The organism is Ureibacillus sp. FSL W7-1570 (genome assembly GCF_038593265.1).
Taxonomy (GTDB): Bacteria; Bacillota; Bacilli; order Bacillales_A; family Planococcaceae; genus Ureibacillus; species Ureibacillus suwonensis.
Genome location: NZ_CP151979.1, coordinates 2357357 through 2379124 on the forward strand (window position 1 = coordinate 2357357; position 21768 = coordinate 2379124).

General features: G+C 36.1%; 17 protein-coding genes and 2 pseudogenes. 7 read left to right on the forward strand and 12 right to left on the reverse strand.

Annotated features, from left to right (window positions below):
- Positions 1-112: 112 nt before the first annotated feature.
- A complete protein-coding gene (locus NST13_RS11865) occupies positions 113-934 on the reverse strand; it encodes a methyl-accepting chemotaxis protein (protein ID WP_342580670.1) in 822 nt (273 codons plus the stop codon).
- 141 nt (positions 935-1075) lie between these two features.
- Between NST13_RS11865 and NST13_RS11870 the strand changes: the two are divergent.
- The 3 genes and pseudogenes from NST13_RS11870 to NST13_RS11880 form a co-directional block, all read left to right on the forward strand.
- A pseudogene (locus NST13_RS11870) lies at positions 1076-1189 on the forward strand (sulfurtransferase); the annotation flags it as partial.
- 125 nt (positions 1190-1314) lie between these two features.
- Positions 1315-1722, forward strand: coding sequence for a hypothetical protein (locus NST13_RS11875; RefSeq protein ID WP_342580671.1), 408 nt, complete (start codon positions 1315-1317; stop codon positions 1720-1722).
- 142 nt (positions 1723-1864) lie between these two features.
- Positions 1865-2359 carry a ferritin gene (locus NST13_RS11880; RefSeq protein ID WP_342581850.1) on the forward strand — a complete coding sequence of 165 codons (495 nt, stop codon included), beginning with the start codon at positions 1865-1867 and terminating at the stop codon, positions 2357-2359.
- A 93-nt stretch (positions 2360-2452) separates the two neighbouring features.
- Here NST13_RS11880 and NST13_RS11885 read toward each other — a convergent pair.
- Positions 2453-2605, reverse strand: a pseudogene (locus tag NST13_RS11885) (flavodoxin family protein); the annotation flags it as partial.
- A gap of 145 nt (positions 2606-2750) precedes the next feature.
- On the opposite strand from NST13_RS11885, the gene istA (NST13_RS11890) reads away from it, so the two are divergent.
- The gene (gene istA, locus NST13_RS11890; RefSeq protein ID WP_016839663.1) at positions 2751-4283 is read left to right on the forward strand and encodes an IS21 family transposase; all 1533 of its coding nucleotides are present in this window, start codon (positions 2751-2753) and stop codon (positions 4281-4283) included.
- A complete protein-coding gene (gene istB, locus NST13_RS11895; protein WP_016839664.1) occupies positions 4280-5035 on the forward strand; it encodes an IS21-like element helper ATPase IstB in 756 nt (251 codons plus the stop codon). Before istA (NST13_RS11890) ends, istB (NST13_RS11895) begins: the two co-directional genes overlap by 4 nt.
- 67 nt (positions 5036-5102) lie before the next feature.
- Here istB (NST13_RS11895) and NST13_RS11900 read toward each other — a convergent pair whose 3' ends face one another.
- Positions 5103-6869, reverse strand: a complete 1767-nt coding sequence (locus NST13_RS11900; RefSeq protein ID WP_342580672.1) for an ATP-binding protein — start codon at positions 6867-6869, stop codon at positions 5103-5105.
- Between the two features lie 289 nt (positions 6870-7158).
- On the opposite strand from NST13_RS11900, the gene istA (NST13_RS11905) reads away from it, so the two are divergent.
- A complete protein-coding gene (istA, locus tag NST13_RS11905) occupies positions 7159-8688 on the forward strand; it encodes an IS21 family transposase (RefSeq protein WP_342581824.1) in 1530 nt (509 codons plus the stop codon).
- On the forward strand, positions 8681-9430 hold the full coding sequence (gene istB, locus NST13_RS11910; protein ID WP_208651315.1) for an IS21-like element helper ATPase IstB: 750 nt from the start codon (positions 8681-8683) through the stop codon (positions 9428-9430). The genes istA (NST13_RS11905) and istB (NST13_RS11910) overlap by 8 nt, the downstream gene beginning before the upstream one ends.
- Before the next feature lie 247 nt (positions 9431-9677).
- Here the strand turns inward: istB (NST13_RS11910) and NST13_RS11915 are convergent, their stop codons facing one another.
- The 9 genes from NST13_RS11915 to NST13_RS11955 form a co-directional block, all read right to left on the reverse strand.
- Positions 9678-10703 (reverse strand): restriction endonuclease, encoded by a 1026-nt coding sequence (locus NST13_RS11915; protein WP_128999545.1) that lies wholly within the window; start codon positions 10701-10703, stop codon positions 9678-9680.
- A gap of 104 nt (positions 10704-10807) precedes the next feature.
- Positions 10808-14056, reverse strand: a complete 3249-nt coding sequence (locus NST13_RS11920) for a type I restriction endonuclease subunit R (protein WP_342580673.1) — start codon at positions 14054-14056, stop codon at positions 10808-10810.
- 40 nt (positions 14057-14096) lie between these two features.
- Entirely contained in the window at positions 14097-15371 is a 1275-nt protein-coding gene (locus tag NST13_RS11925) for a restriction endonuclease subunit S (protein ID WP_342580674.1), read from the reverse strand.
- Positions 15361-16881, reverse strand: coding sequence for a class I SAM-dependent DNA methyltransferase (locus NST13_RS11930; RefSeq protein WP_342581851.1), 1521 nt, complete (start codon positions 16879-16881; stop codon positions 15361-15363). The genes NST13_RS11925 and NST13_RS11930 overlap by 11 nt, the downstream gene beginning before the upstream one ends.
- Before the next feature lie 17 nt (positions 16882-16898).
- Positions 16899-17399, reverse strand: coding sequence for a transcriptional regulator (locus NST13_RS11935; protein ID WP_342581877.1), 501 nt, complete (start codon positions 17397-17399; stop codon positions 16899-16901).
- 920 nt (positions 17400-18319) lie between these two features.
- Positions 18320-18799, reverse strand: coding sequence for a 23S rRNA (pseudouridine(1915)-N(3))-methyltransferase RlmH (rlmH, locus tag NST13_RS11940; RefSeq protein WP_340704718.1), 480 nt, complete (start codon positions 18797-18799; stop codon positions 18320-18322).
- Between the two features lie 152 nt (positions 18800-18951).
- Positions 18952-19116, reverse strand: a complete 165-nt coding sequence (locus NST13_RS11945) for a CxxH/CxxC protein (RefSeq protein WP_342580675.1) — start codon at positions 19114-19116, stop codon at positions 18952-18954.
- Positions 19117-19281: 165 nt separating this feature from the next.
- Positions 19282-20556, reverse strand: a complete 1275-nt coding sequence (locus tag NST13_RS11950; protein ID WP_342580676.1) for a trypsin-like peptidase domain-containing protein — start codon at positions 20554-20556, stop codon at positions 19282-19284.
- Positions 20557-20976: 420 nt separating this feature from the next.
- Positions 20977-21765, reverse strand: a complete 789-nt coding sequence (locus tag NST13_RS11955) for an MBL fold metallo-hydrolase (protein WP_342470777.1) — start codon at positions 21763-21765, stop codon at positions 20977-20979.
- Positions 21766-21768: the final 3 nt, after the last annotated feature.

Genomic DNA, 21768 nt, shown 5'->3' on the forward strand with positions numbered 1-21768 from the left:
TTTCCATTTTAGAGGGGGTTTTGTCCCAGCCTCCTTTTCCATTAGGAAAGTATGTATCAATATCTTTTAAACAGTATGTCGTTGCAATTCTATTATTCCGGATGTTGCTTCTTTAAATTTTAACCGCAAGGGCATGCAGCTCCCTTGATAATTTATCGATTTCAGACAACGAATTTGTCACTTGCTCAATGGCTTCCTGCTGATTCTTCCCTATGCTTGAAAGCTGTTCAATCGAACGGGCCATTTGTTCTGTTACTGATGAAATTTCAGACATGGTTTTTCGAATTTGTTCTGCAAAGGAAATCGTTTCTTTGGAGAATTTCCGGATTTCATTGGCGACCACTTCAAACCCGCGGCCATGTTCTCCAGCTCTTGCAGCTTCAATAGCCGCATTCAAACCAAGCAAATTTGTTTGATCAGCGACTTTTTTTATAATGGACAACACAGCTGTCGATTGTTCCACACTTTCTTCAGCCAGCTTGGAATAATCAAAAAGCTGCGTGGAAACTGTCGTAATTTGTCCAACACCCTGAACGATTGAATTGATGTCGGCAGTCGCACTTGAAAGAACATCCGTCAGTTGCAAGGCAATGTCGCGCAACTCGGTATCTTTTCGAATTTGAATGGCGATTCCACCAATCACTTTTTTTGTAACATCATCTTCCACTGGTTGGGCGACACCTGTAAATTCAAATCCGTAGAATTCTTTAGGTACATCCGACTGCAGACGTTTATTTAATTTTAAAGCTGTCATCAGGGGTTCTTCGGGATTTAGAGGCTGTTGGGGTTGAATATGAAGATTCAAATTCTCTGCCGGAAAATAAGCTAAAAACTTTTCCGTATCACATACGGCTATGGAAAAATCCATCGGGAAAGCCTTTTTCATTGTTGGAATAGTTTCGATGATTTTTTCCAATTTTTCATGAGTTGCCATTTCTTTTTGACTCCTTTCACCATCCCTTATTTTGTTATAAATTTCCGGAAAATTCAATTGTTTAAATTTCCCATTCAGTGGAGAAGGACAAATTCTATAAAAGATCCTTGCCATGCAAAATCATAAGATGAAGGTAAATGAAAAAGAGTCATTGCCTATTGCGGCGGCGGCATTGCGGCTACATGGCTCGCTTTTGCGTTAAACAAGCTCAGCCAAGAAAAGGTGGCAGTGTATGATGGCTCCCTGAACGAATGATCTGGATTTCCTGATATCAATTGATTTTATTTATGATAACGATTATCATTATCATAAATGAGTGTGGAAAATTAATATTTATTATTATTAAATGAAAGGTTTCAAGAGGTTTGGAGGAATCAACGTTGGGTAATTTAATTGTAGCAGACGAACAGGGGATCCAAATTCAATGTTATGCTCATGGATATAAAAAGGAAAATCTGGTTTGCCATTCAATCGTTCTAAAGCATGGGGATCTTTTGACAATCACGAACCGCAAAAAATATATCGTGGATGTTGGCTGGTTTGTATTAGTCAAAATAAACCATCATAAAGAAGAATTTATGTTCGTGCAGGATCTGGAAGAATCGGTGGGGAACGGAAAAATGATGGATGAAATCGATTGCATGTTGAACCTTTTGAGCACCTCCTATTATTTGGATCAAGCGTTGGCCCACAAAAATAAAGAGGAGTTTTTAAAATATTCTTCAATTCGTAATAGAATATCCATTTTATTTGAAAGATTATGTGAGAAAGTATATATAGAGGCGTAAAAAATTACCTTTTCATATTTACATTATTTCAACGATTTTTTCTCATGATAAAAGGGGAATCATTCCTGATTTAGCTGCAACAAAACCCATTGGAAAGGAAGTCTTGTATATGGAAAAATTAGAAAAAAGCGCAAGCACAAAAATGTCGCCTACATTGGTGGAAGCATTGAACGACCAAATGAATTATGAGTTTTATTCTTCCCATGTCTACCTTGCGATGGCTTCTTATTGCGAAAGCCAAGATTATAATGGGTTTGCCAAGTTTTTCTTGGAACATGCAGAAGAAGAACGAGCGCACGGAATGAAGATTTACAAATATCTTCATGATCGCGGCGAACAAGCGATTATTACAGGTTTCGGCAATCCAAACAACGAATATGAATCCGTACTGGATGCCTGCGAAAAAGCTTTGGAACATGAAAAAGTGGTAACAAGCAGATTTTATACTCTTTCAGACATTGCAGACAGCGAAAAAGAATATACAACAACAACTTTCTTAAAATGGTTCCTTCAAGAACAAGTGGAAGAAGAGTCTTTATTTGAAACGGTTGTACAAAAATTGAGACGCATCAAAGACGATGAAACCGCACTTTTCATTTACGATATGCATATCAGCCACGGGGAAAATGCGGAGTAATCCTTTAAATAAGGTAGCTACTTACTGAATGTAAGTGGCTGCCTTTTTATTTTTGAAAGAGCTCTCCTATAGCCTATTACATCGACCATAATTTCAGTTGTTCTCCGTCAATTTATTTCGCATTTGAGCAGCTGCGGAAAGTGCCACTTTGTCTTGTAATATTTCTCCTGGTTTATTTCCATTTCCAAGAATATATCCGGCAAATTCAATTCCCATAAAATCAAAAATGTATTGGAATTGCTGTAAACGCTAAACTAGAATTAACAGTTTTCCACAAATAGAACTCAACAGAATTCCCCAAATAAGATTAAACAGTTTCCCCACCATCAATCACTTTCAAATATACTGTTACTAGTCTATTGAAAGTGAGGAATTAGGAGTGAACAGATTTATGCTTTACATCGAGATTCATCGTTTATACAAAGAGGGATTCTCCAAGAGTGCTATTGCAAGAAAACTAAATATTTCAAGAAATAGAGTGATAGATTATTTGAATATGAGTACTGATGAGTTTGAAGAATTTTTAAGTACATTACGTACAAGAGAAAAGAAACTAGACCCTTATCATGATCAAATTCTAGGGTGGTTGAAGGAACATCCTGATTTAACTGCTGCACAAGTTTATGATTGGTTGGAAGAAAAGTTAGGTTTCAGGGAAGTCGCTGAGAACACTGTACGAAATTATTTAAACGAAATGAGGGATTACTATCGGATTCCAAAGGTAAAGGTTCAGAGGACATATAGTGTAGTTCCAGAATTACCAATGGGAAAACAGGCTCAAGTGGATTTTGGACAAACTACCGTCAAAAACAGACAAGGTGAGAATAAAAAGTTGTATTTTATCGCATTTGTTTTATCACATTCAAGATATAAATATGTAGAATGGCTCGATCGACCTTTTCGTACTTCCGATATGATTCGAATGCATGAAAATGCATTTGAATACTTTGGAGGAATGCCAGAAGAAATGGTCTATGACCAAGATGCGTTATTAGCAGTTAGTGAAAATGCAGGTGATTTAATTCTTACAGCTGAATTTACTAAATATCATCATACCCGTAAATTTAATGTTTATTTATGTAGAAAGAGTGATCCGGAATCAAAAGGTAAAATTGAACAGGTTGTGAAATTTGTAAAAAATAATTTTAGCAAAAATCGAGTATTCGATCATCTTTCAGATTGGAATCAATCGTGCCACGCTTGGTTGAAAAGAACAGGAAACTATAAAGTTCATCATAATACGAAAAAGAGACCTTCTGAAGTGCACGCCCTGGAAAAGCAACACTTAAAGAAAGTCTCTGGTACTTACATTTTCGCAAATGTTTCAACTCCAAGTATAACAAGAAATATCCATAAGGACAATGTTATTCGTTATGAAGGAAATCGATATAGCGTTCCTAAAGGAACATATAGAGCAGATGCCCCAAATCTTGCTTATTTACAAGAAGAGGATGGTTGGTTAATTATTCGACTGAAAGAAACTGGGATGGAGTTAGCAAAGCACCGAATATCCGAAGGAAAAGGATTGATTATTACAGATCCCTCCCATCGGGAACATAGCACAAGTAAACGAGATCTTTTAATTCATCAAATTCAAGAAACATTCATAGATAAAGAGAATATTCAATGGTTAATACACAAATTGAAAGAACGATATCCACGTCATTTAGTGGATCAACTCAAAGTACTACAACAAGCCATCAGAATTTACCCAAATCATTGTGAGGAAGCTTTATCTGAAATGAAGAAACTTGGAATGACCAGTGCAAATGATTTTCGGGATATTGCACATGCATTATCTGTACAATATCAAAAAAGTTCACCTAAAATCGTTGAATTGAATGAGAAGTATAAAGATTTATCAGCACCAGAACGATCCGAAGACATTTATTTAAAAGTCTTATCTGGAGGTGAAAATGAATGAATCATCATCCCTATGAAATTTTACAAGATAAATGTCGTACCTTGCGCCTCGCTGAGACGGCTAAAGAATTACCGAATTTACTCCGTGAAGCTGAAGCAAAGAATTGGACATATCATGAACTGGTTTATGAAATCTTAAGCTATGAGATGCGATGTAGAGAGCAGAAAAATAATGAGAGATTAATGAAATGGGCAGAGTTCCCAGAAATATTGACGTTTGATACCTATGATTTGAAGGAACAAACAGCTCTTGGTGAAAAACAACTAAATGTATTAAAAGAACTGAATTGGATTGAAGAATTTTTTACTTTAATTTTGATGGGACCAACAGGAGCAGGAAAAACACATTTATCCGTTGCATTAGGAATACACGCTGTGGAGAGAGGATACAAAGTATCCTTTGTCTCCATGAATCAGCTTATGTATATTTTAAAAACAAAAGAATATATCAATAAATCTAAAATACGCTACAAACGTATTATAGCTTCGGATTTAATTATTATTGATGATGTCATGTACATGACTTACGAGACTCAGGAAGCCAATCTATTTTTCCAGTTTATCTATGATTTATATGATAAAGCAGCATTCATTCTAACCTCTAATAAAGGGCCAAATGAATGGGGAAAATTTCTTGGTGATCCTACTTTAACAACAGCTATACTTGACCGTTTATTACATAGGAGTGAAATTATCACTTTCGATAACGAAACGGATAGCATTCGTATGAAATACAGAAAGGTATTATTTTAATTTAGCAAACTGTTGAATCTTAATTGTAGAAAACTGTTTAAAATTATTTGTGGAAAATTGTTTAATTCTACTTGACGGTTACAACATCAGTATTAACTCTTCCATTTAATAATATTAAAGCACTTGCTACTACCTTGTCGGGAAAAGGGAATCCTAAATTCTTTTTATTTAAATAATCAGTTACATATTTCCATATATGACTATAGTAGTTTGTAATATCACCACTCACATATTTTTCATTTAAAATCCTTTTAAAATCTTCAATTGTATCACAATATTTAGCTTCTTCTATTGCAAATGCTACTGATAAATTATTCCCTTGTGTTTTTTCATAAATAAATTCCGATAAAACATTAATATTTATATCTAGTTTTATCCCCTTTTGAGTCAACAACACTTTAATATCTTCTTTTAAGAGAGGGGGCATATGAAAATGCGCTACATATTCTGTTTCTGTTTTTAACCAGATTGGATATTGTTCATATAATTGAGCTGGTTGACCTACAATTACAAATACTACACCTTCTGGAATTTCATCAGGACTGAATAAGCTATGTAAAAAAGTTATCTCATTATTTGCTCTCGCTGCATGGTCAATACCATCTATACATATGATTACTTTTTCACCTGTTTTTTTATTTAATAGCTCCGCTAAACGAATTACTTCCTTTCTCATCTGTTCAACAGAACATAATGCGTTAGTAACAGGAATATTATATTTATTCAACTCTCCTTTAAAATACCTTCTTAACTGAATCAATAAATCATTCCATAAAGATTTAGGCTTACATAACCCCGAATCAGCATTGTAAAATCTTTGTTCAGGAGAAATAGGTTTAAAAGTATGATATCTAGCTTTAAAAAGTTTATTATTTAATTGCAAATAACTAATTAGGCTAGTTTTTCCACTACCCGGATCACCGGATATCCATACTACTTTCTGATCGTTCTCTTTTATATATCTAATTAAATTATTAGCAAATTCTTGACGGCTTTTAAAAAAAGGCATTGGATAAGGTAATTCATGCTCCCCATGCTCTTTATCATAATTTAGTGATAAAGCATCAAATACGTCTTCAATTGTTACTTTTACTTTATCTTTCCTTCTAGTAGTTGTCCAAATCCTCAGATTAGAACAAAGCTTATCAAATAAACCTCTTGCTACCATTAGATTACATTTAAATGTATCTTGTAATGATCTAAGCATGGAATTTTCTAATTCCTCTAATGAACCTTCATTACTTCTAATTACAACTGATTTTAAAAAATCTAATACTAAGGAGTCGTCACCTATTGATGCTTTAAATTCATTCCACTGAACCTTTAAATCTCTATCATCAATTAATCTATCAATTTCTGCTATAGATTTTGATTGTTCTACATATGATTTTATTTTTCGTATGAATTCCTCTAACGATATAGCTCTATACCTTTCACCATCAAAGGTTCGTGTTGTTCTATTTACCCCTAATTTTCTATTAGTATATAAGACTGGCGTAATAGTCTTACCCTCTTTTTCTCGAGCATCTTTCCAACCAATAGCTAAAGCTCTTATTAAACTCATCTTAGTACTTCCACTTTCCCTAATGGTTGTTTCTATTAATTTTGAAAACGTAAGATTTCCCTTCCCTGCATCTCCAACTTCATGCTTAACTTGAAAACATACTTCTTCCTGATTGCCAATTCCAACAACTACATCGTCTATCGTATTATGAACTTCTGATTGAAAAATTACATATGAAATATTGCTATCTGGGTTAATCATTTCTATAATTCTTTCTAAACCTACATACCATTCATACCAGTATGGATCTCCAATTCCCGGCGTCGACATTTTATCCCTCCGAAGGTATCTTATTTAATCATTTTTAAACAAATTACACCATAATATACAAGCTGTATATACTAGATTTTATGTTATGGTGTAATTTACCATTGTATTTTATTTTACCTGTTAAAAGTTTAAATACCCGTATTTAATTCACCGTCATACTATTGTAAACGATAAAATAAAATCAACAGATTCCGCTCATTTGGATTGAACACTTTTTCACTATCAAATACACTTCTAATAAACTAGTTTATTAAGTTTATTGGAGGTTGTACTAGTGGAGGAGAAGCTTGTGTTATATATTGAAATCCATCAATTACGTACTAAAAGATTGCGAATTTCACAAATCGCAAGGAAATTGAAAATCTCACGTAATACAGTTTATAAGTATTTAAATATGACATTTGAAGAAGCGGTGGAGGAGTTTGGCACGATTGAGCGAAAGAAAAAGTTAGATCCCTATCGGGATTGGATTGTGACATGGTTACAAGAAAATCCAAGCATGAGTGGAGCACAAATTTTGGACTGGCTTCAAGAAAAGTTTCCTGACTTACAAGTTGGAGAAAGTACAGTTCGTCGGTATGTCAAAGAGATGAGAGAAATTTATCAAATTGAAAAAACGGATGAACCCCGAGAACATGAAGCTGTTGATGAATTACCACCAGGAAAACAAATGCAAGTAGACTGGGGACAAACCATTCAGAAAACAATAGATAATAAGGACATCAAACTTTATTTTATTGCCTTTGTATTATCTCACTCTCGACAAAAGTATATGGAATGGCAAGACCGCCCCTTTACAACCAAAGACACCATTCGTTGTCACGAAAATGCCTTTAGATATTTTGGGGGAATGACTGAAGAAATTGTTTATGATCAAGACAATCTTATTGCGGTAAGCGAAAATGCTGGAGATCTTATCTTAACAAAGAAATTTCAGGCATATGTGAACGAACGTAAATTTCAGATTTACCTATGTCGAAAAGCAGATCCCCAATCGAAAGGAAAAATTGAGAACGTTGTGAAATATATCAAGTATAATTTCGCAGCACATCGTATCTTCTCAACAATCGGAGATTGGAATGAAAAAGCCTGGAATTGGCTAGAACGTACTGGGAACTATAAAGTGCATCAAACAATAAAAAAGAGACCTTACGAAGTGTATCAACTGGAAAAGAAACACTTACGAAAGATCTCCTCACCGCTTTCTTTAACAGAAAGCAACCCTATTGAAATTATAACAAGGAATGTGAATAAGGACAACACGATTCGTTACAAATCGAATCGCTATTCAGTACCTATCGGCACATATACGAAATGCCCTACAGTGAATCTGCAAATCAATAATGAAAAATTAATCATCATAGAACCTACAACTGGTGAAATACTTGCCAAGCACACGATAAGTTTAGAAAAAGGAAAGCTAATTAAAAATACGAATCATGCACGAGATCATACAGAATCGCTTGATATGCTTAAACAAAGAGTGCTTCATTTATTTCCTACTGGAGAAGCATCGAGACAATATATTGATGAAATCTGCCAGAGATATAAGCGCTATCGCCGTGATCAATTACTCATTTTACAAAGGGTTGCCGAAAATGATCCTCATTGGATTCCAATGGCGTTAGAGAAATGTATCCGTGAAAAACTGTATAGTGCAAATGCTTTTCAAGATGTCGTAAATTACTTAAAGCTACAAGAATCTAATCCCATTCTTGAAATACAGGTCAATTCTACTAAACTTGTTTCTTCGATAGCTGTAGAAACAAGGGATTTCAATACATACATTCAAAGAATGGGAGGAAAAACAAATGAATAAAAGTGTTCCAGAAATTCAACAAGCCTTTAAACAATTGAGATTATCCGAAACAGCGGAGGAGCTCCCAGAGCTCCTTCGGAAAGCAGAGCAATCATCTTGGACATATTTAGAGTTCTTAGAACAGATAACTACGTATGAACTAAAAAGACGTGAGGAGAAAAGTATTGAAAGACGAATGAATTGGGCTCGTTTCCCGTTCTATAAACCTTTAAGTATGTTTAATATAGATGAGCAAACAGCCATTACAGAGCGGCAATTAAGGCAATTACGTGAATTTCAATGGTTAGAACAAGCATACAACTTAATATTACTTGGACCACCTGGAGCGGGAAAAACTTTATTATCCGTTGGCCTTGGAATTGAAGCGATTCAAAAAGGCTTTCAAGTGTATTTTGTGACCATGGGGGAATTAATTCAGCTATTAAAAACAGAAGAATATGTCAATAAGTCAAAAACTAAGTTAAAGAGACTGCGTGCATCAGATCTTGTGATAATTGATGATGTCATGTATATGGCAATGGATCAACGAGAAGGCACATTGTTCTTCCAGCTTATTCATCAATTATATGAACGAAGTTCGTTAATTTTAACATCCAATCGAAGCCCAGAACAATGGATAGAACTCGTAGATAATCCAGGGATGATGACTGCAATACTTGACCGTCTGTTACATCGAGTTGAAGTGATTCATATGAACAACGAAAGTTACCGATTAAAACATCAAGAAACAATTTTTTCTTAGCAAAAAGTGTTCATCCGAAATGAGCAAAAATTGTTCATTTGGGGTTGACGTTTACAACTATAACCTACCAAATCATGCCATATTGGACCGAACCTTACCTTTTTAACCTATATCACCTAACTGGATGACTAGTAAAACTTCTAATAAATTCACTAATTTGCATAAAATCCTCTTTTCTAACTATTTTTAGAAAATCCTATTACAGATCAACTGAAATCTAGTTAATAGAAGATATATTTTTCAAGACCTATTCTACTTCATTATCCAACATCCATACTCTTTTGATAGGAATCTCTTTTTTAATTTCATCACTTAATTTTTCATAGTTCTCGAAAATTTGTTGAATAATGGTTTTTGAATCCCAAAGGCGAACTTTGAAAAATTGCTTTGGTATTTCTTTGGTGACAGATGATTTAAAACCGCTCCATGAAACTAGCAAGCCAAAATCTGCACTATAATTGCTCATTGTACCTATCAACTGATCTAATGTCGGTCTATCAAGAGGAGTATCAGAAGTCTTGACTTGGACACAAATTTTTGGATTTCCAAAACCTAACGTATCTGAAGCTGCTAATATATCCACACCGTGATCTGCACCTTCTGGACTTCTGTAAGTAGTAAAGCCTTTTGCTTTCAAAATTTCTTCAATTAAAATTTCCATCTTATGTCCTTTAAAACGCTGTATAATTCTTTCAGAAATTTGATCGTATATATATTCTTCTAAATCTATTGAAACTGTTTCTTCATTTTCCTCTACTAGTTCCTTTACATTTTTATTTTTTGGTACATGCCAATTATTTTTACGCATTTCTCTAATACGCTCTTCAGCATTATTTCTGTGTATTTTACAGACCGTCATAAAGGCTCCTAATGAATACAATATATCCTGATCAAATCGATCCCTTGGTATATCTTTAGCAATCCAATTTACATTCCGGTAATGATAATACGGACTGCCAAGTGACTCATCATATACATAGTCACCGATAACTTCCCCTATATGTATGGTGCGATTAAATTTTGAAGGCAAGACTACTAAATCTCCTTGCTCCATTGCATGTGCAATTGGCCAAATTTGAGAAGCCCAGTTGATCGCTGTTTTTTCTTTATCTAAATCATAGTGTTCGATTAGTCGTTTATATAAATCCTCTTTGGAAGTAATCTCTTTTAGATTAATATTTAAATCATCCCAAGTAAGATATACCCTTCCATCTTCTAAAAATTTGTTTTCGAACTCCCCTTGTTTTCCTGCACGAAATAACCAAACAGTCATTATGTAACTCCTTTCTTTGACGTAGCATAATAATTTTCTTGATAATAAAAGAAAACGTCAGTCACCTCTAAAAAAATTTCTAGAAATGACTGACACTGATGCACTTAAACTTCATATTCACCTTTAGATTCCGCAGCCTGCAGCGTATTCCAATCCCTTACTTCTGTATGCTCCGCCATCAACTCTGCTTGACGCATAACTGTGTCCAATGCCTTTTTCGCTTGTTCTGGTGGGTAATCGTATTTCTTCAATAGTCGCTTAATAATTCTCCTCATTCCTGCACGGGCGCTTTTTCGGACATGCCAGTCAATGGTCATGTTCCGTCTAATTGCTTGAGTCAGTTCATTGGCGATTTTACGTAAGACCTCATCTTCCATTAACTCTTTAACTATAGACTCAGATGTTAAAGCATCGTAAAAGGCAATTTCATCTTCATTTAAACCGAGATCTTTTTCTTCTTCTCGTTCTTTTTTCATGTCCTTTGCCATTTGAATTAGTTCTTCGATTACTTCGGCGTTTGTAATGGCTTGGTTTTTATATTTGTTCAGCGACTGTTTCAGTTTTTCCGAGTATTTTTGGGATTTGACAAGGTTGCGTCTTTCCATTGTTTTGATGTTGCCTTCCAGCAATTTTTTAAGCATTTCAAAGGCTAAATTTTTATATTCATATGAACGTACTTCTTCGAGAAATTCTTCCGATAATATAGATACATCAGGATGCTTCAATCCCATCACTTCAAATACATCCACTACTTCTTCTGAAATAATGGAACGTTCGAGTAATTGATTAACGCGTGCTTCGATTTCTTTTTTCGTCTTCCGCTTCGGCTGTTTTTCTTGAAGTTTATTAAGGCTTGCCTTAACTGCTTTAAAATAACTAACTTCAAGGGCTGCTGCTTTTCCTTCATCTGTCGCTGCACATAGTGAATGCGCCTTCGCTAGCTCGGTTGCCGTCTTTTTGAATTCTTTTTGTTCTTTTTCACTCTTTCCAAAAATGACATTCATTCCGCCAGTGATGGCACGAATACGTCCTGCTTGAGATGAACCCATATAAGCAGAGTAATCAAACCCATGCATCATATCTTGCAGGATTTCAAGTTTCTCTTTCATCACAGCAATTGCAGCCGATGTATCGATACCCGTTGTTTTCTTATCACTTTCGGTATATTGATTTAAAGCTTTCTTTAAGCTTTCTAAAATCCCAATATAATCTACAACTACTCCACCTGATTTATCTTTAAATACACGGTTTACCCGTGCGATTGCCTGCATGAGGTTATGACCCTTCATCGGTTTATCGATGTACATCGTATGCATGGAAGGTACGTCAAATCCAGTCAGCCACATATCACGTACAATGACGATTTTTAGTTCATCATTATTATCTTTCATTCTTTTTGCCAATAAATCCCGCCTTTTTTTTCCACCAATATGCGGCTGTAAGAAATCATCATCCCCAGCACTCCCTGTCATGACGACTTTAATTTTACCTTTATCGTCATCATCGGAATGCCAATCTGGACGTAATTTGACAATTTCGTTATAAAGTGCGACACAAATACGGCGACTCATACAAACAATCATTGCTTTTCCGTCAATTGCTTTTGCCTTTTCTTCGTAATGATGAACAATATCTTTGGCTAATTGTTTGATCCGGTTAGGTGAACCGACGATGGCTTCAAGCCTCGACCATTTTGATTTATACTTTTCACGTACTGATTCTTCCTGATCTTCAGTAATCTCTTCAAATTCCTCATCGATCTTCGCTAATTCTTCTTCATTGGCTTCCAAGCGGATAATACGGTTTTCATAATAAATTTTTACCGTTGCTTCATCTTCCACAGCTCTTGTCATATCATAAATATCAATATAATTACCAAAAACGGCAGGCGTTGACTTATCTTCCAGCTCAATCGGTGTTCCTGTAAAACCGATAAAGGAAGCATTCGGAAGTGCATCGCGAAGATATTTTGCATATCCATATTTCACTTCGCCTGTTTTGGTGTCAGTCTTTGCAGAAAAACCATATTGACTGCGATGGGCTTCATCGGCAATGACGATCACATTTTTACGATCGGTTAAAACCGGCATTTCGCCATCTTCCGGTTTGAACTTTTGAATCGTTGTAAAAATAATACCGCCTGATTCCCGGTCATTTAGAAGATCATATAATCCGTTTATCTCTTTGGATTTTTCGTTGGCTTGTTGTTTTTTCTGTTCTTCATTCAATTTGCGGACATCTGCTTGTTTCGGTGTTTGTCTTAAAATATCCTTTGATTTTGAAAACGTCGAAAATAACTGGTCATCTAGATCGTTGCGGTCAGTAATTACTACAATAGTTGGATTATTTAGCTGCTTGACAAGCTGTGCTGTATAAAAAACCATCGAAAAACTTTTACCCGAACCTTGTGTATGCCATATAACACCGATTTTACGGTCGCCATTCTCACTGGTCGCTATTTTTGTCTTTTCCACCGCTTTTTTTACCGCAAAATATTGGTGATAGGCAGCGAGAATTTTGGCAATCGTTTTTCTTTCGCCGATTTTCTTCCCATTTTCATCTCGTTCTTCTTCTTTGGATTCCTGAAAGAGAATAAAGTTTTCAATAATATCAATAAGCCGGTCTTTTGCCAGCATCCCTCTTAACAACACTTCATATTGCGGCACTTCAAGTGGTTCAATGTTTTCCCCATCCACCGTCCGCCAATTCATAAAACGTTCTTGACTTGCAGTAATCGTTCCCGCTTTCGCATTAATTCCATCAGATAAAATACAAAACGCATTATAATAAAATAAAGATGGAATATCACGTTTATACGTTTGAATCTGTGCATAGGCATTATCGATACTCACATTTTCATCAGATGCTGATTTTAATTCGATAACGACGAATGGGATGCCATTTATAAAAATAACTAAATCCGGGCGGCGTTCTTCTTTTTCAACGACCGTAAACTGATTTACTACCAAAAAATCATTATTAGCTGGTTCTTCAAAATCAATCAAGAATGCCTTCATCGAACGGCTATGACCATCTTGATGAAACGACACATCAATGCCTTCAGTGATTAATTTGTGAAAATGACGGTTGTTTTCTTCTAAGCTTGGACTATTAAAAGCTATAATTTGCCGAAATGCTTCTTCTATTGCTTCGTGTGGCAAATGGCGATTATGTTTAAACAAAGCATCTTTTACACGGTCTTCTAAAATAACAGTACGATAATCTTTGCGTTCCGGTCTTTCCCCATCGCAACTAATATCCGGTCCAAAGACATAGTCATAGCCAAGCTCTTGAAGAATCTCAATCGCCGCTTCCTCCAGTTTATCTTCCGTAAAATTTTCTAAAAAACTCATTCTCCTCTCCCCTTTCGAAACGGGATATGACATTTATTCTTTAATTTTGTTCTGATAACACTTCATCATCCAACGGGACACGGATTTCTCCGGACAATAATCTTGGTAAAAGGGTGTCACGAATAGCTTTTAACCTTTTATTTTCCTTCTCCAAATACTTGTTCTTTCTGATTAAAGGCCTAATTAACTCAGTAAATTTTTCTATTAAACAATTACTAGGTATCGCTAACTTATAGGCTTTCAAATCCCTCATTCGTACTCCTTTTTGTACACTTCCACTTGCTAGTTGCTGTGCATACCCTTGTAATTGTTCACTTAAAAGTAGCAGGTATAGTATCTCAGAAGAAATTAATTTTGATGGCCTTAATGTAAAAATCGATTCACTTATATTCCAATTTTCGGGTGTTTCATCTATTAAATATACCCTTCCAATAGTACCAATTCCTGAAAATAATAAATCACCTTTTTTCAAATCTGATCTTTTATTAATTTTTTTAATTGCATCATTATCAATCTTGTCACACTTGTCGTCTAAATAAATTTGATTATTCCCCATATTTTTTATTGTGACATAATAATTTTCACCTTTACCTAAAACAAAATTTTTCCTAGGATTTAACCCTGTAGTGAATTTACTTGTCAAATCTTCTAAAGTAACAATTTTCCACCCCTTCGGTATCATCCCCAACTCACTCTCAACCATTTCGCCGCCACTTGATTTGTAAGGCTTGCCATTTTCATTTGGAAATTCAAAATCTACAAACCAATGTTTAAACAATGCTTGTGCCATTTCTTCAAGCTTTTCGTTGATTTGATTGTTGGTTTCAATTTTTTCGTCTAAGGTTGATAGGATATTTGCAATGGCTTTTTGTTCATTTAGAGGAGGAAGCATTATGCCATAATTCATAATTGCTGATTTATCTCCTCTTGGCATTTTTGTACCTTTAGAAGTGGCTGTAACATAATCAAAAAAATTATCTTGCAAAAGCGTGTAATATAAATATTTTTTGTCAAGTTCCTTCTCGTCCTTATTTTTAATAACTAATACATCATTAGAACAACCTCCATTTTTAGTGGCAAACCATATTTTTTTAAAGTACGGGCGAATATTTGATAATAATATATCTCCTTTTTTATATCTTCTTACACTCTTAGTTGTTGGCAACCCAGAAGCCATTCCTACACCACTTTTATTGGGTAACATATTTTCAGTTGAAATATAATTGTCAAGAGTAACTTCAGCCGAAGGAATTTTCTCATCTCCATAATAGCTAACTTCTTCAAGGACAACTTCTTTCCAATCGTTAGATGTCATACCCAATCCCCCCTAGATTTTTTCTAATCTCTTCTTCCAATCGGTGGGATTTTTCAAATAGTTCCCTTAATTCACTCGTTAACGTTTCCATTTTTTCTTCAAATGGTATACCATCATCCTCGACATCACTTATTCCAACATAACGTCCCGGAGTTAACACATAGTCGTTTTGGCGGACATCCTCTATTGTGGCTGATTTACAGAACCCATTAATGTCCTCATATTCACCATCTAATTTCCGCCAATTTCGGTATGTTCCTGCAATTTTTTGAATATCTTCTTCTGTTAATTCACGCAGGCGACGGTCAACCATTTGTCCCATGTTTCGTGCATCGATAAATAGAATTTCATGTTCACGGCTTCGGTATTTAGGATGATTTTTCTTATTACGGTTTAAAATCCATAAACAAACTGGAATACCTGTTGAATAGAATAATTTGTCAGGCAAAGCGACAATGGCATCGACTAAATCCGCTTCGAGTATGTTTTTACGGATTTCCCCTTCATTCGATGTATTGGAACTTAACGAACCATTGGCTAATACAATACCAGCAGCGCCATTTGGTGAAAGGTGATAAATGATATGCTGTAACCATGCATAGTTGGCATTGCTCGCTGGTGGTGTACCGAATTTCCAACGAATATCATCAACTAATTCATTTCCGCCCCAGTCACTCACATTGAATGGAGGATTGGCAAGGATGAAATCGGCTTTCAACGTTTTATGCAAATCGTTATGGAATGTATCCGCATGATGATCGCCGATATTCCCCTCAATTCCACGGATAGCAAGATTCATTTTACAAAGCTTCCAAGTCGTCGAATTCAATTCTTGACCGTAAATCGAGAGGTTATCGATTTTTCCTTGATGGCGTTCAACAAACTTTTCACTTTGAACAAACATGCCGCCGCTGCCACAACAAGGGTCATAAATCCGTCCTTCATAAGGTTCAATCATTTCAACCAATGTTTTAACAACACTTTGTGGCGTATAGAACTCGCCACCGCCTTTTCCTTCTGCACTGGCAAACTTACCTAAGAAATATTCATAAACTCGACCAAGTAAGTCTTTTTCTTGTTTGCTGTGCAATTTAATGGTTGAAATGAGGTCTATCAGTTCTCCTAAACGGCGTTTATCAATCTCAGGACGGGCATAACGTTTATCTAACACACCTCTGAGTGACGGGTTTTCTTTTTCAATTTCGATCATCGCTTCGTCAATATATTGACCGATTTTCGGGTCTTTCGCACGGTCTTTAATGAAGCTCCAACGTGACTGTTTCGGTACCCAGAAAATATTTTCGGCTGTATATTCATCACGGTCTTCTTCAAAACCTTCTCCTTCTTCAACTAACTCGTTATACTTCATTTCAAACTTATCAGAAATGTATTTTAAGAAAATCAATCCTAAGACTACGTGTTTATATTCGGATGCATCCATGCTTCCACGTAATTTGTCAGCCGCTTTCCAAAGTGTTTCCTCAAAACCAATCTTTGCTGTGTCCATCATCATGTCTCCTTTTAAATCTAGTAATTATAATCATCGAATACTTCGAATAATTCACTTTCAAATTCATCTTGTTCAGGACCTGTTGACACCCAATCTGGTAACACTTCTAAATAATGGGCTAAAGCTTCTATTGTTTTATGGAAAACCGGTTCATGCTGTGCTTTATCTAAAAGTTCAAGAACCAATTTAAATGTGTCTAAATAAGGTTGATGTTCAGCACGATTAAGCATGTTCCGAAATTTTTCAATTAGCTTGGCTTTTTCAATATCGTGTTCTATTTGATTCAATTCCTCTTTGTCATAAACCGGCACTTCAACAAGATCATTTTCTTCCCCAATGAGGAACTGTTCTTCATATTTCGTGATAATAGGCTGTAAATCCCGTTTTAATTTTTCTTTTTGAATCTCCAGTTTATCCAAATCAGTTAATTCTTTCGAAAAGTATTTAGCGTCTATGCCAAAAATTTGTTCCAACGTAGGTAAATGTTTTTTGGAGATCTTTTGTTTTTTTTTATCCAAAGATTAATATTTTGCTTTTTAATTCCAAGCTTTTCGGCCAGTTCAATTTGCTGCATACCATAAAGTTCAAGGATGTATTCTAAACCTATCAATTGATCACCTACCAAAATATTGTCCGAGTCAATATAGTTATATTGTAATAGGTAAATAGTTTCCAGTCAATCAAACATTTACTATTATCATGTTTTATGGGGAAAAACTGAAATGACAATACGATTTGTTAAAAACAGCCGCATGAATAGATGTGTTATAAGAAAAAATAAATTAGAAACATAAAAGGAACGCATAAAAAATAAACATATATTTCCAATTAGGATACAATATAATTACTTTATTTATAATAATTAATCGATTAATCTGAGCATTAAATTCAGGGGTGAGAATTATGAAATTAACTCAGTTCTTTAAACAAACTGAATAAAGAACTAGAACAGATTGAAAACCGCTTGTTAGAAATCCAGCAATTGCAAGACAAATATATGGAAGCTTTTGAAAAGAATACACTCCCGATAGATATCCTACAAGAAAGATTACAAAAGGTTTCCAATGAAAAAAGAGAATTAGAACAGAAGAAAAATGAGATTGCAGTACATTTGAGTTCTTTTGATTCAAAAGTTATTCAATCGGAGCTTATTGAAATGCTGCTTGAAAAATTTCTATTCGTTGATAAACTGACATCAAGAGAAAATCAAAAACAGCTACTTCAGTTATTGATCGATAAAATTACAATTAAACAAACAGGAAAATCAAGAACCATTAAAAACATAGAACTTGAATTCGATTTTACAGAAGTCAACATATCTAAAACCTTTATACTTATCCACATGTTGTATCGTGAAGCCGATAATGAAACTGATTATCCACAGCCAATACCCGCTTCCGACAATAAAATTCCACCTTATCTTCAACAATTTTTGCCTCTATTTATGATACGGTTCTCCCTTCATAATCCGGAAACCGCGGTAGATTTGCTCCAGCAAGATAAGCCGCATGAGTTGATGGGGAAAGGTCATGCGGCCGAAGCTGATTTTTTCATTTGCCCGATTTAAGACATCTTTATGTAAACCGAGGGAGCCGCCGATGACAAAGGCGATTTTGCTTGTACCATAGGTCATCAGTTTTTCCAACCCTTCCGCAAATTCCTCCGAAGTTTTCATTTTCCCTTCGATGGCGAGGGCGTACACATATGTACCATCCGGAATTTTAGATAAAATCCTTTCTCCTTCCTTCTTTTTCACCAACTCCATTTCCGCCTCGCTCAATTCTTCGGGCGCTTTCTCATCCGGCACTTCAATCAATTCGATTTTTGCGTAACCGGAAAGGCGCTTCACATACTCATCCATACCCATTTTTAAATATTTTTCTTTTAACTTTCCGACTGAAATAATTGAAATATTCATCTTCTCACCTTTAACTTGATTCACACCAATTGTTTAACAAATCATATAATTTAGAAATTCACAGCCAATCCACATCGGATTTTTATTTATAAACAAGTTATCCACAAAAGTTTTACACATATCCACAACCAAAATCTATATTTTGTGTAAAGTTATTTTCTTGATACAATATATTTCGCTTCGTTTTCACAGTAATCGCACTTTGTGGATAATTGTTGTTCCTCATCCCCTTTCTCTAATATCGGATATTCTTTTGTTTCAGCAACCATCATGTCCAATGCATGATTTACGTGCGTTTCACAGCAAAATTTTTTCATTTCCAATCCCTCCTTCTTGATTCATTTTTCCACAAAGTTATTCACATTTTTCTTATTTTATCCACAAAACATTGTAACAAACAAAAAAAGAGTAGGAAATAATGGATTTTTTCATTCCTACTCTTTTGTGAATAAATCATGTGGATAAGTGTAATTTATCCACAATTATAGTTGACTGCCCTCGGTTAATTTCACTTGAAGTTCCATCATTTTTCCTTGGCGGTAGACTTTCACTTTCATGGTATCCCCGATTTTTGTATCATTATATAGATGTTGCCGCAAGTCAATGGAGTTTTCAATTGGTTTTCCATCCATCTCCACAATGACATCGTATTTCTCCATACCGGCCCTATCAGCTGGAGAACCTGGTACCACTTCCGTCACAACGACACCTGTTGTCACATCGTCAGGCAATCTCAAAGTTTGTTTTTGATAGTAGGCTGGCACTTCCGTCAAATCCAACAAACCGATTCCCATTGTCGGCCGTTTGACTTCACCATTTCGCTCAAGTTCTTCGATAATCGGGATTACTGTATTGATCGGGATGGCAAATCCTAATCCTTCCACAGTGGACTCCGCAATTTTCATTGAGTTGATGCCCACCAATTCACCGGAGATGTTGACTAAGGCGCCTCCACTGTTACCAGGGTTGATGGCAGCGTCTGTTTGCAATACTTCCGTTTCCCAATCTTCATAACCATCCCCATTCAAATCAACAGGGACAGATCGATCTTTACCGGAAATGACACCGGTCGTCACGGAACCATAGAAATCTAATCCCAAAGGATTGCCAATGGCGATGACCGTTTCCCCTTGTTTTAAGACATCAGAGTCTCCGAACTGCGCAACAGTGTCGACGTTTTTACTTGGGATGGTCACAACCGCCAAGTCTGTCCAAATATCGCTTCCCACTAATTCCGCATTTTCTTTCGTTCCATCAGGTAACGTCACTTCCAATTGTTTGGCGTTTTCCACCACATGGTAGTTGGTAACTATGTAGGCTTTGCCCCCATCCACTTTATAGATGACCCCTGAACCGCTGCCGGCCTCCGTTTCCTGTGATTGGCGCGTCCAGAAGTTTGACACTTCCTGAATGTTTGTGATTCCCACAACGGCTTTGGACACTTTTTCAACGGCTTTCGTTACATCCGTTGTCACTTCCGTTGCCGTTTGCGTAATTTTCGGCGTATTTTCCGTCCGATTATTTGCGATGCCGCCTGAATCATCTTCCAAAGAAGGGATCATAAGTAGCCAAACCAGCAGGGCGCCCACAATGACCCCGAAAAATCCGACGAAGAAATAACCGAAACCTCCCCGATTTTTGTTCTTTTGCCGACTTTTCTTTTCCTCTTCTTCTCTTCTTAATTGTTCTTGTAAAGGAGAGTACGATGAAAAATCCTTATCCGATTTATTCTGATCATCATTTTGATAAAAACTCATAGTCCTTCTCCTTTCATTCTCTCATCGTCAATATGATACATCTAATTCAATAAAATTACATGAATGCGCACCTAAAAAATTTCAAATCTTCATTCATTATGGTCCTGACACTCAAATTTTAACAATTATTCTTGGTAAACAAAAAAGAGGCTGGGACATAACTAATAAAGTGAACGAGCTGCAAAAAGAATTTTTGTAAAAAATTGACTGGAGTGACGGGGCGACTCCTGCGGGAACAGCCCGAGTCTCGAGACCCCGCAGGAGCGAAGGATTGAGCTCCGAGGAGGCTCGAGCCGGGCCCGCGGAAAGCGTCCCCGGAACGGAAATCAATTTTCTTCAATTATCAAAAAAACACCATTTTCTCCCGGGAGAAAATGGTGTTTTTTATCTTTTGTCCCAGCCTCCTGATCATCAAAATTTTTATACCGGCACAAGCAATGTCGGTTCTTCCGCATCCGTATCATGCAAATGCAAAAATTCCCCTTCTTTGATGCCATAAGAGGCCAATACTTGCTTGACGGTCATACGGGCAAGTTCCTTCATATTGTTTTCTTTGCTTAAATGGGATAAATAGACGTGGGTAGGTTTCTCTTCAACCACTTCGCTGATGGCAACTCCTGCATCTTCGTTGGAAACATGTCCGACATCGCTTAATATTCGGCGCTTGATGGACCAAGGGTATTTCCCCATTTGGAGCATGCCCACGTCATGATTGCTTTCGAAAACGAATGCATCGGCGCCGCGGATGATTCCTTTCATCCGGTCGCTTACATAGCCTGTATCCGTGATGATGGCCAGCTTCCTTCCGTTTTCATGGAATACATAAAACATCGGATCAATCGCATCATGGGATACGGCAAAGGATTCAATATCCAAAGAGCCGAATGATTTTACCGATTCCATGTTAAACAGAAAACGTTGATCCACCGGAATATTTCCAACATGTTCATCCAATGCTTTCCATGTTTTTTCGTTTGCATAGATCGGCAGTTTATATTTCCTTGCAATGACACCGAGCCCTTTTATATGGTCGCTATGTTCATGGGTCACTAAAATGCCTGAGAGTTTGCCCATTTCGCGGCCGATTTTGGCAAAGAGCTGCTCCATCTTTTTCCCGCTCAATCCGACATCCACCAAAAAGGCATGTTCATCTGTTTCCACATAGATGGCATTTCCGGTACTGCCGCTCGCTAACACACTAAACCGCATATT

Coding starts and splice junctions, on each gene's coding strand:
- NST13_RS11945 (WP_342580675.1), bottom strand. CDS start 19,116: ATGAAAAAATTTTGCTGTGAAACGCACGTAAATCATGCATTGGACATG.
- rlmH (WP_340704718.1), bottom strand. CDS start 18,799: ATGAATATTTCAATTATTTCAGTCGGAAAGTTAAAAGAAAAATATTTA.
- istA (WP_016839663.1), top strand. CDS start 2,751: ATGCTTTACATCGAGATTCATCGTTTATACAAAGAGGGATTCTCCAAG.
- istB (WP_208651315.1), top strand. CDS start 8,681: ATGAATAAAAGTGTTCCAGAAATTCAACAAGCCTTTAAACAATTGAGA.
- NST13_RS11915 (WP_128999545.1), bottom strand. CDS start 10,703: ATGACTGTTTGGTTATTTCGTGCAGGAAAACAAGGGGAGTTCGAAAAC.
- NST13_RS11880 (WP_342581850.1), top strand. CDS start 1,865: ATGTCGCCTACATTGGTGGAAGCATTGAACGACCAAATGAATTATGAG.
- NST13_RS11920 (WP_342580673.1), bottom strand. CDS start 14,056: ATGAGTTTTTTAGAAAATTTTACGGAAGATAAACTGGAGGAAGCGGCG.
- NST13_RS11900 (WP_342580672.1), bottom strand. CDS start 6,869: ATGTCGACGCCGGGAATTGGAGATCCATACTGGTATGAATGGTATGTA.
- NST13_RS11925 (WP_342580674.1), bottom strand. CDS start 15,371: ATGACATCTAACGATTGGAAAGAAGTTGTCCTTGAAGAAGTTAGCTAT.
- NST13_RS11865 (WP_342580670.1), bottom strand. CDS start 934: ATGGCAACTCATGAAAAATTGGAAAAAATCATCGAAACTATTCCAACA.
- istB (WP_016839664.1), top strand. CDS start 4,280: ATGAATCATCATCCCTATGAAATTTTACAAGATAAATGTCGTACCTTG.
- NST13_RS11955 (WP_342470777.1), bottom strand. CDS start 21,765: ATGCGGTTTAGTGTGTTAGCGAGCGGCAGTACCGGAAATGCCATCTAT.
- NST13_RS11950 (WP_342580676.1), bottom strand. CDS start 20,556: ATGAGTTTTTATCAAAATGATGATCAGAATAAATCGGATAAGGATTTT.
- NST13_RS11930 (WP_342581851.1), bottom strand. CDS start 16,881: ATGATGGACACAGCAAAGATTGGTTTTGAGGAAACACTTTGGAAAGCG.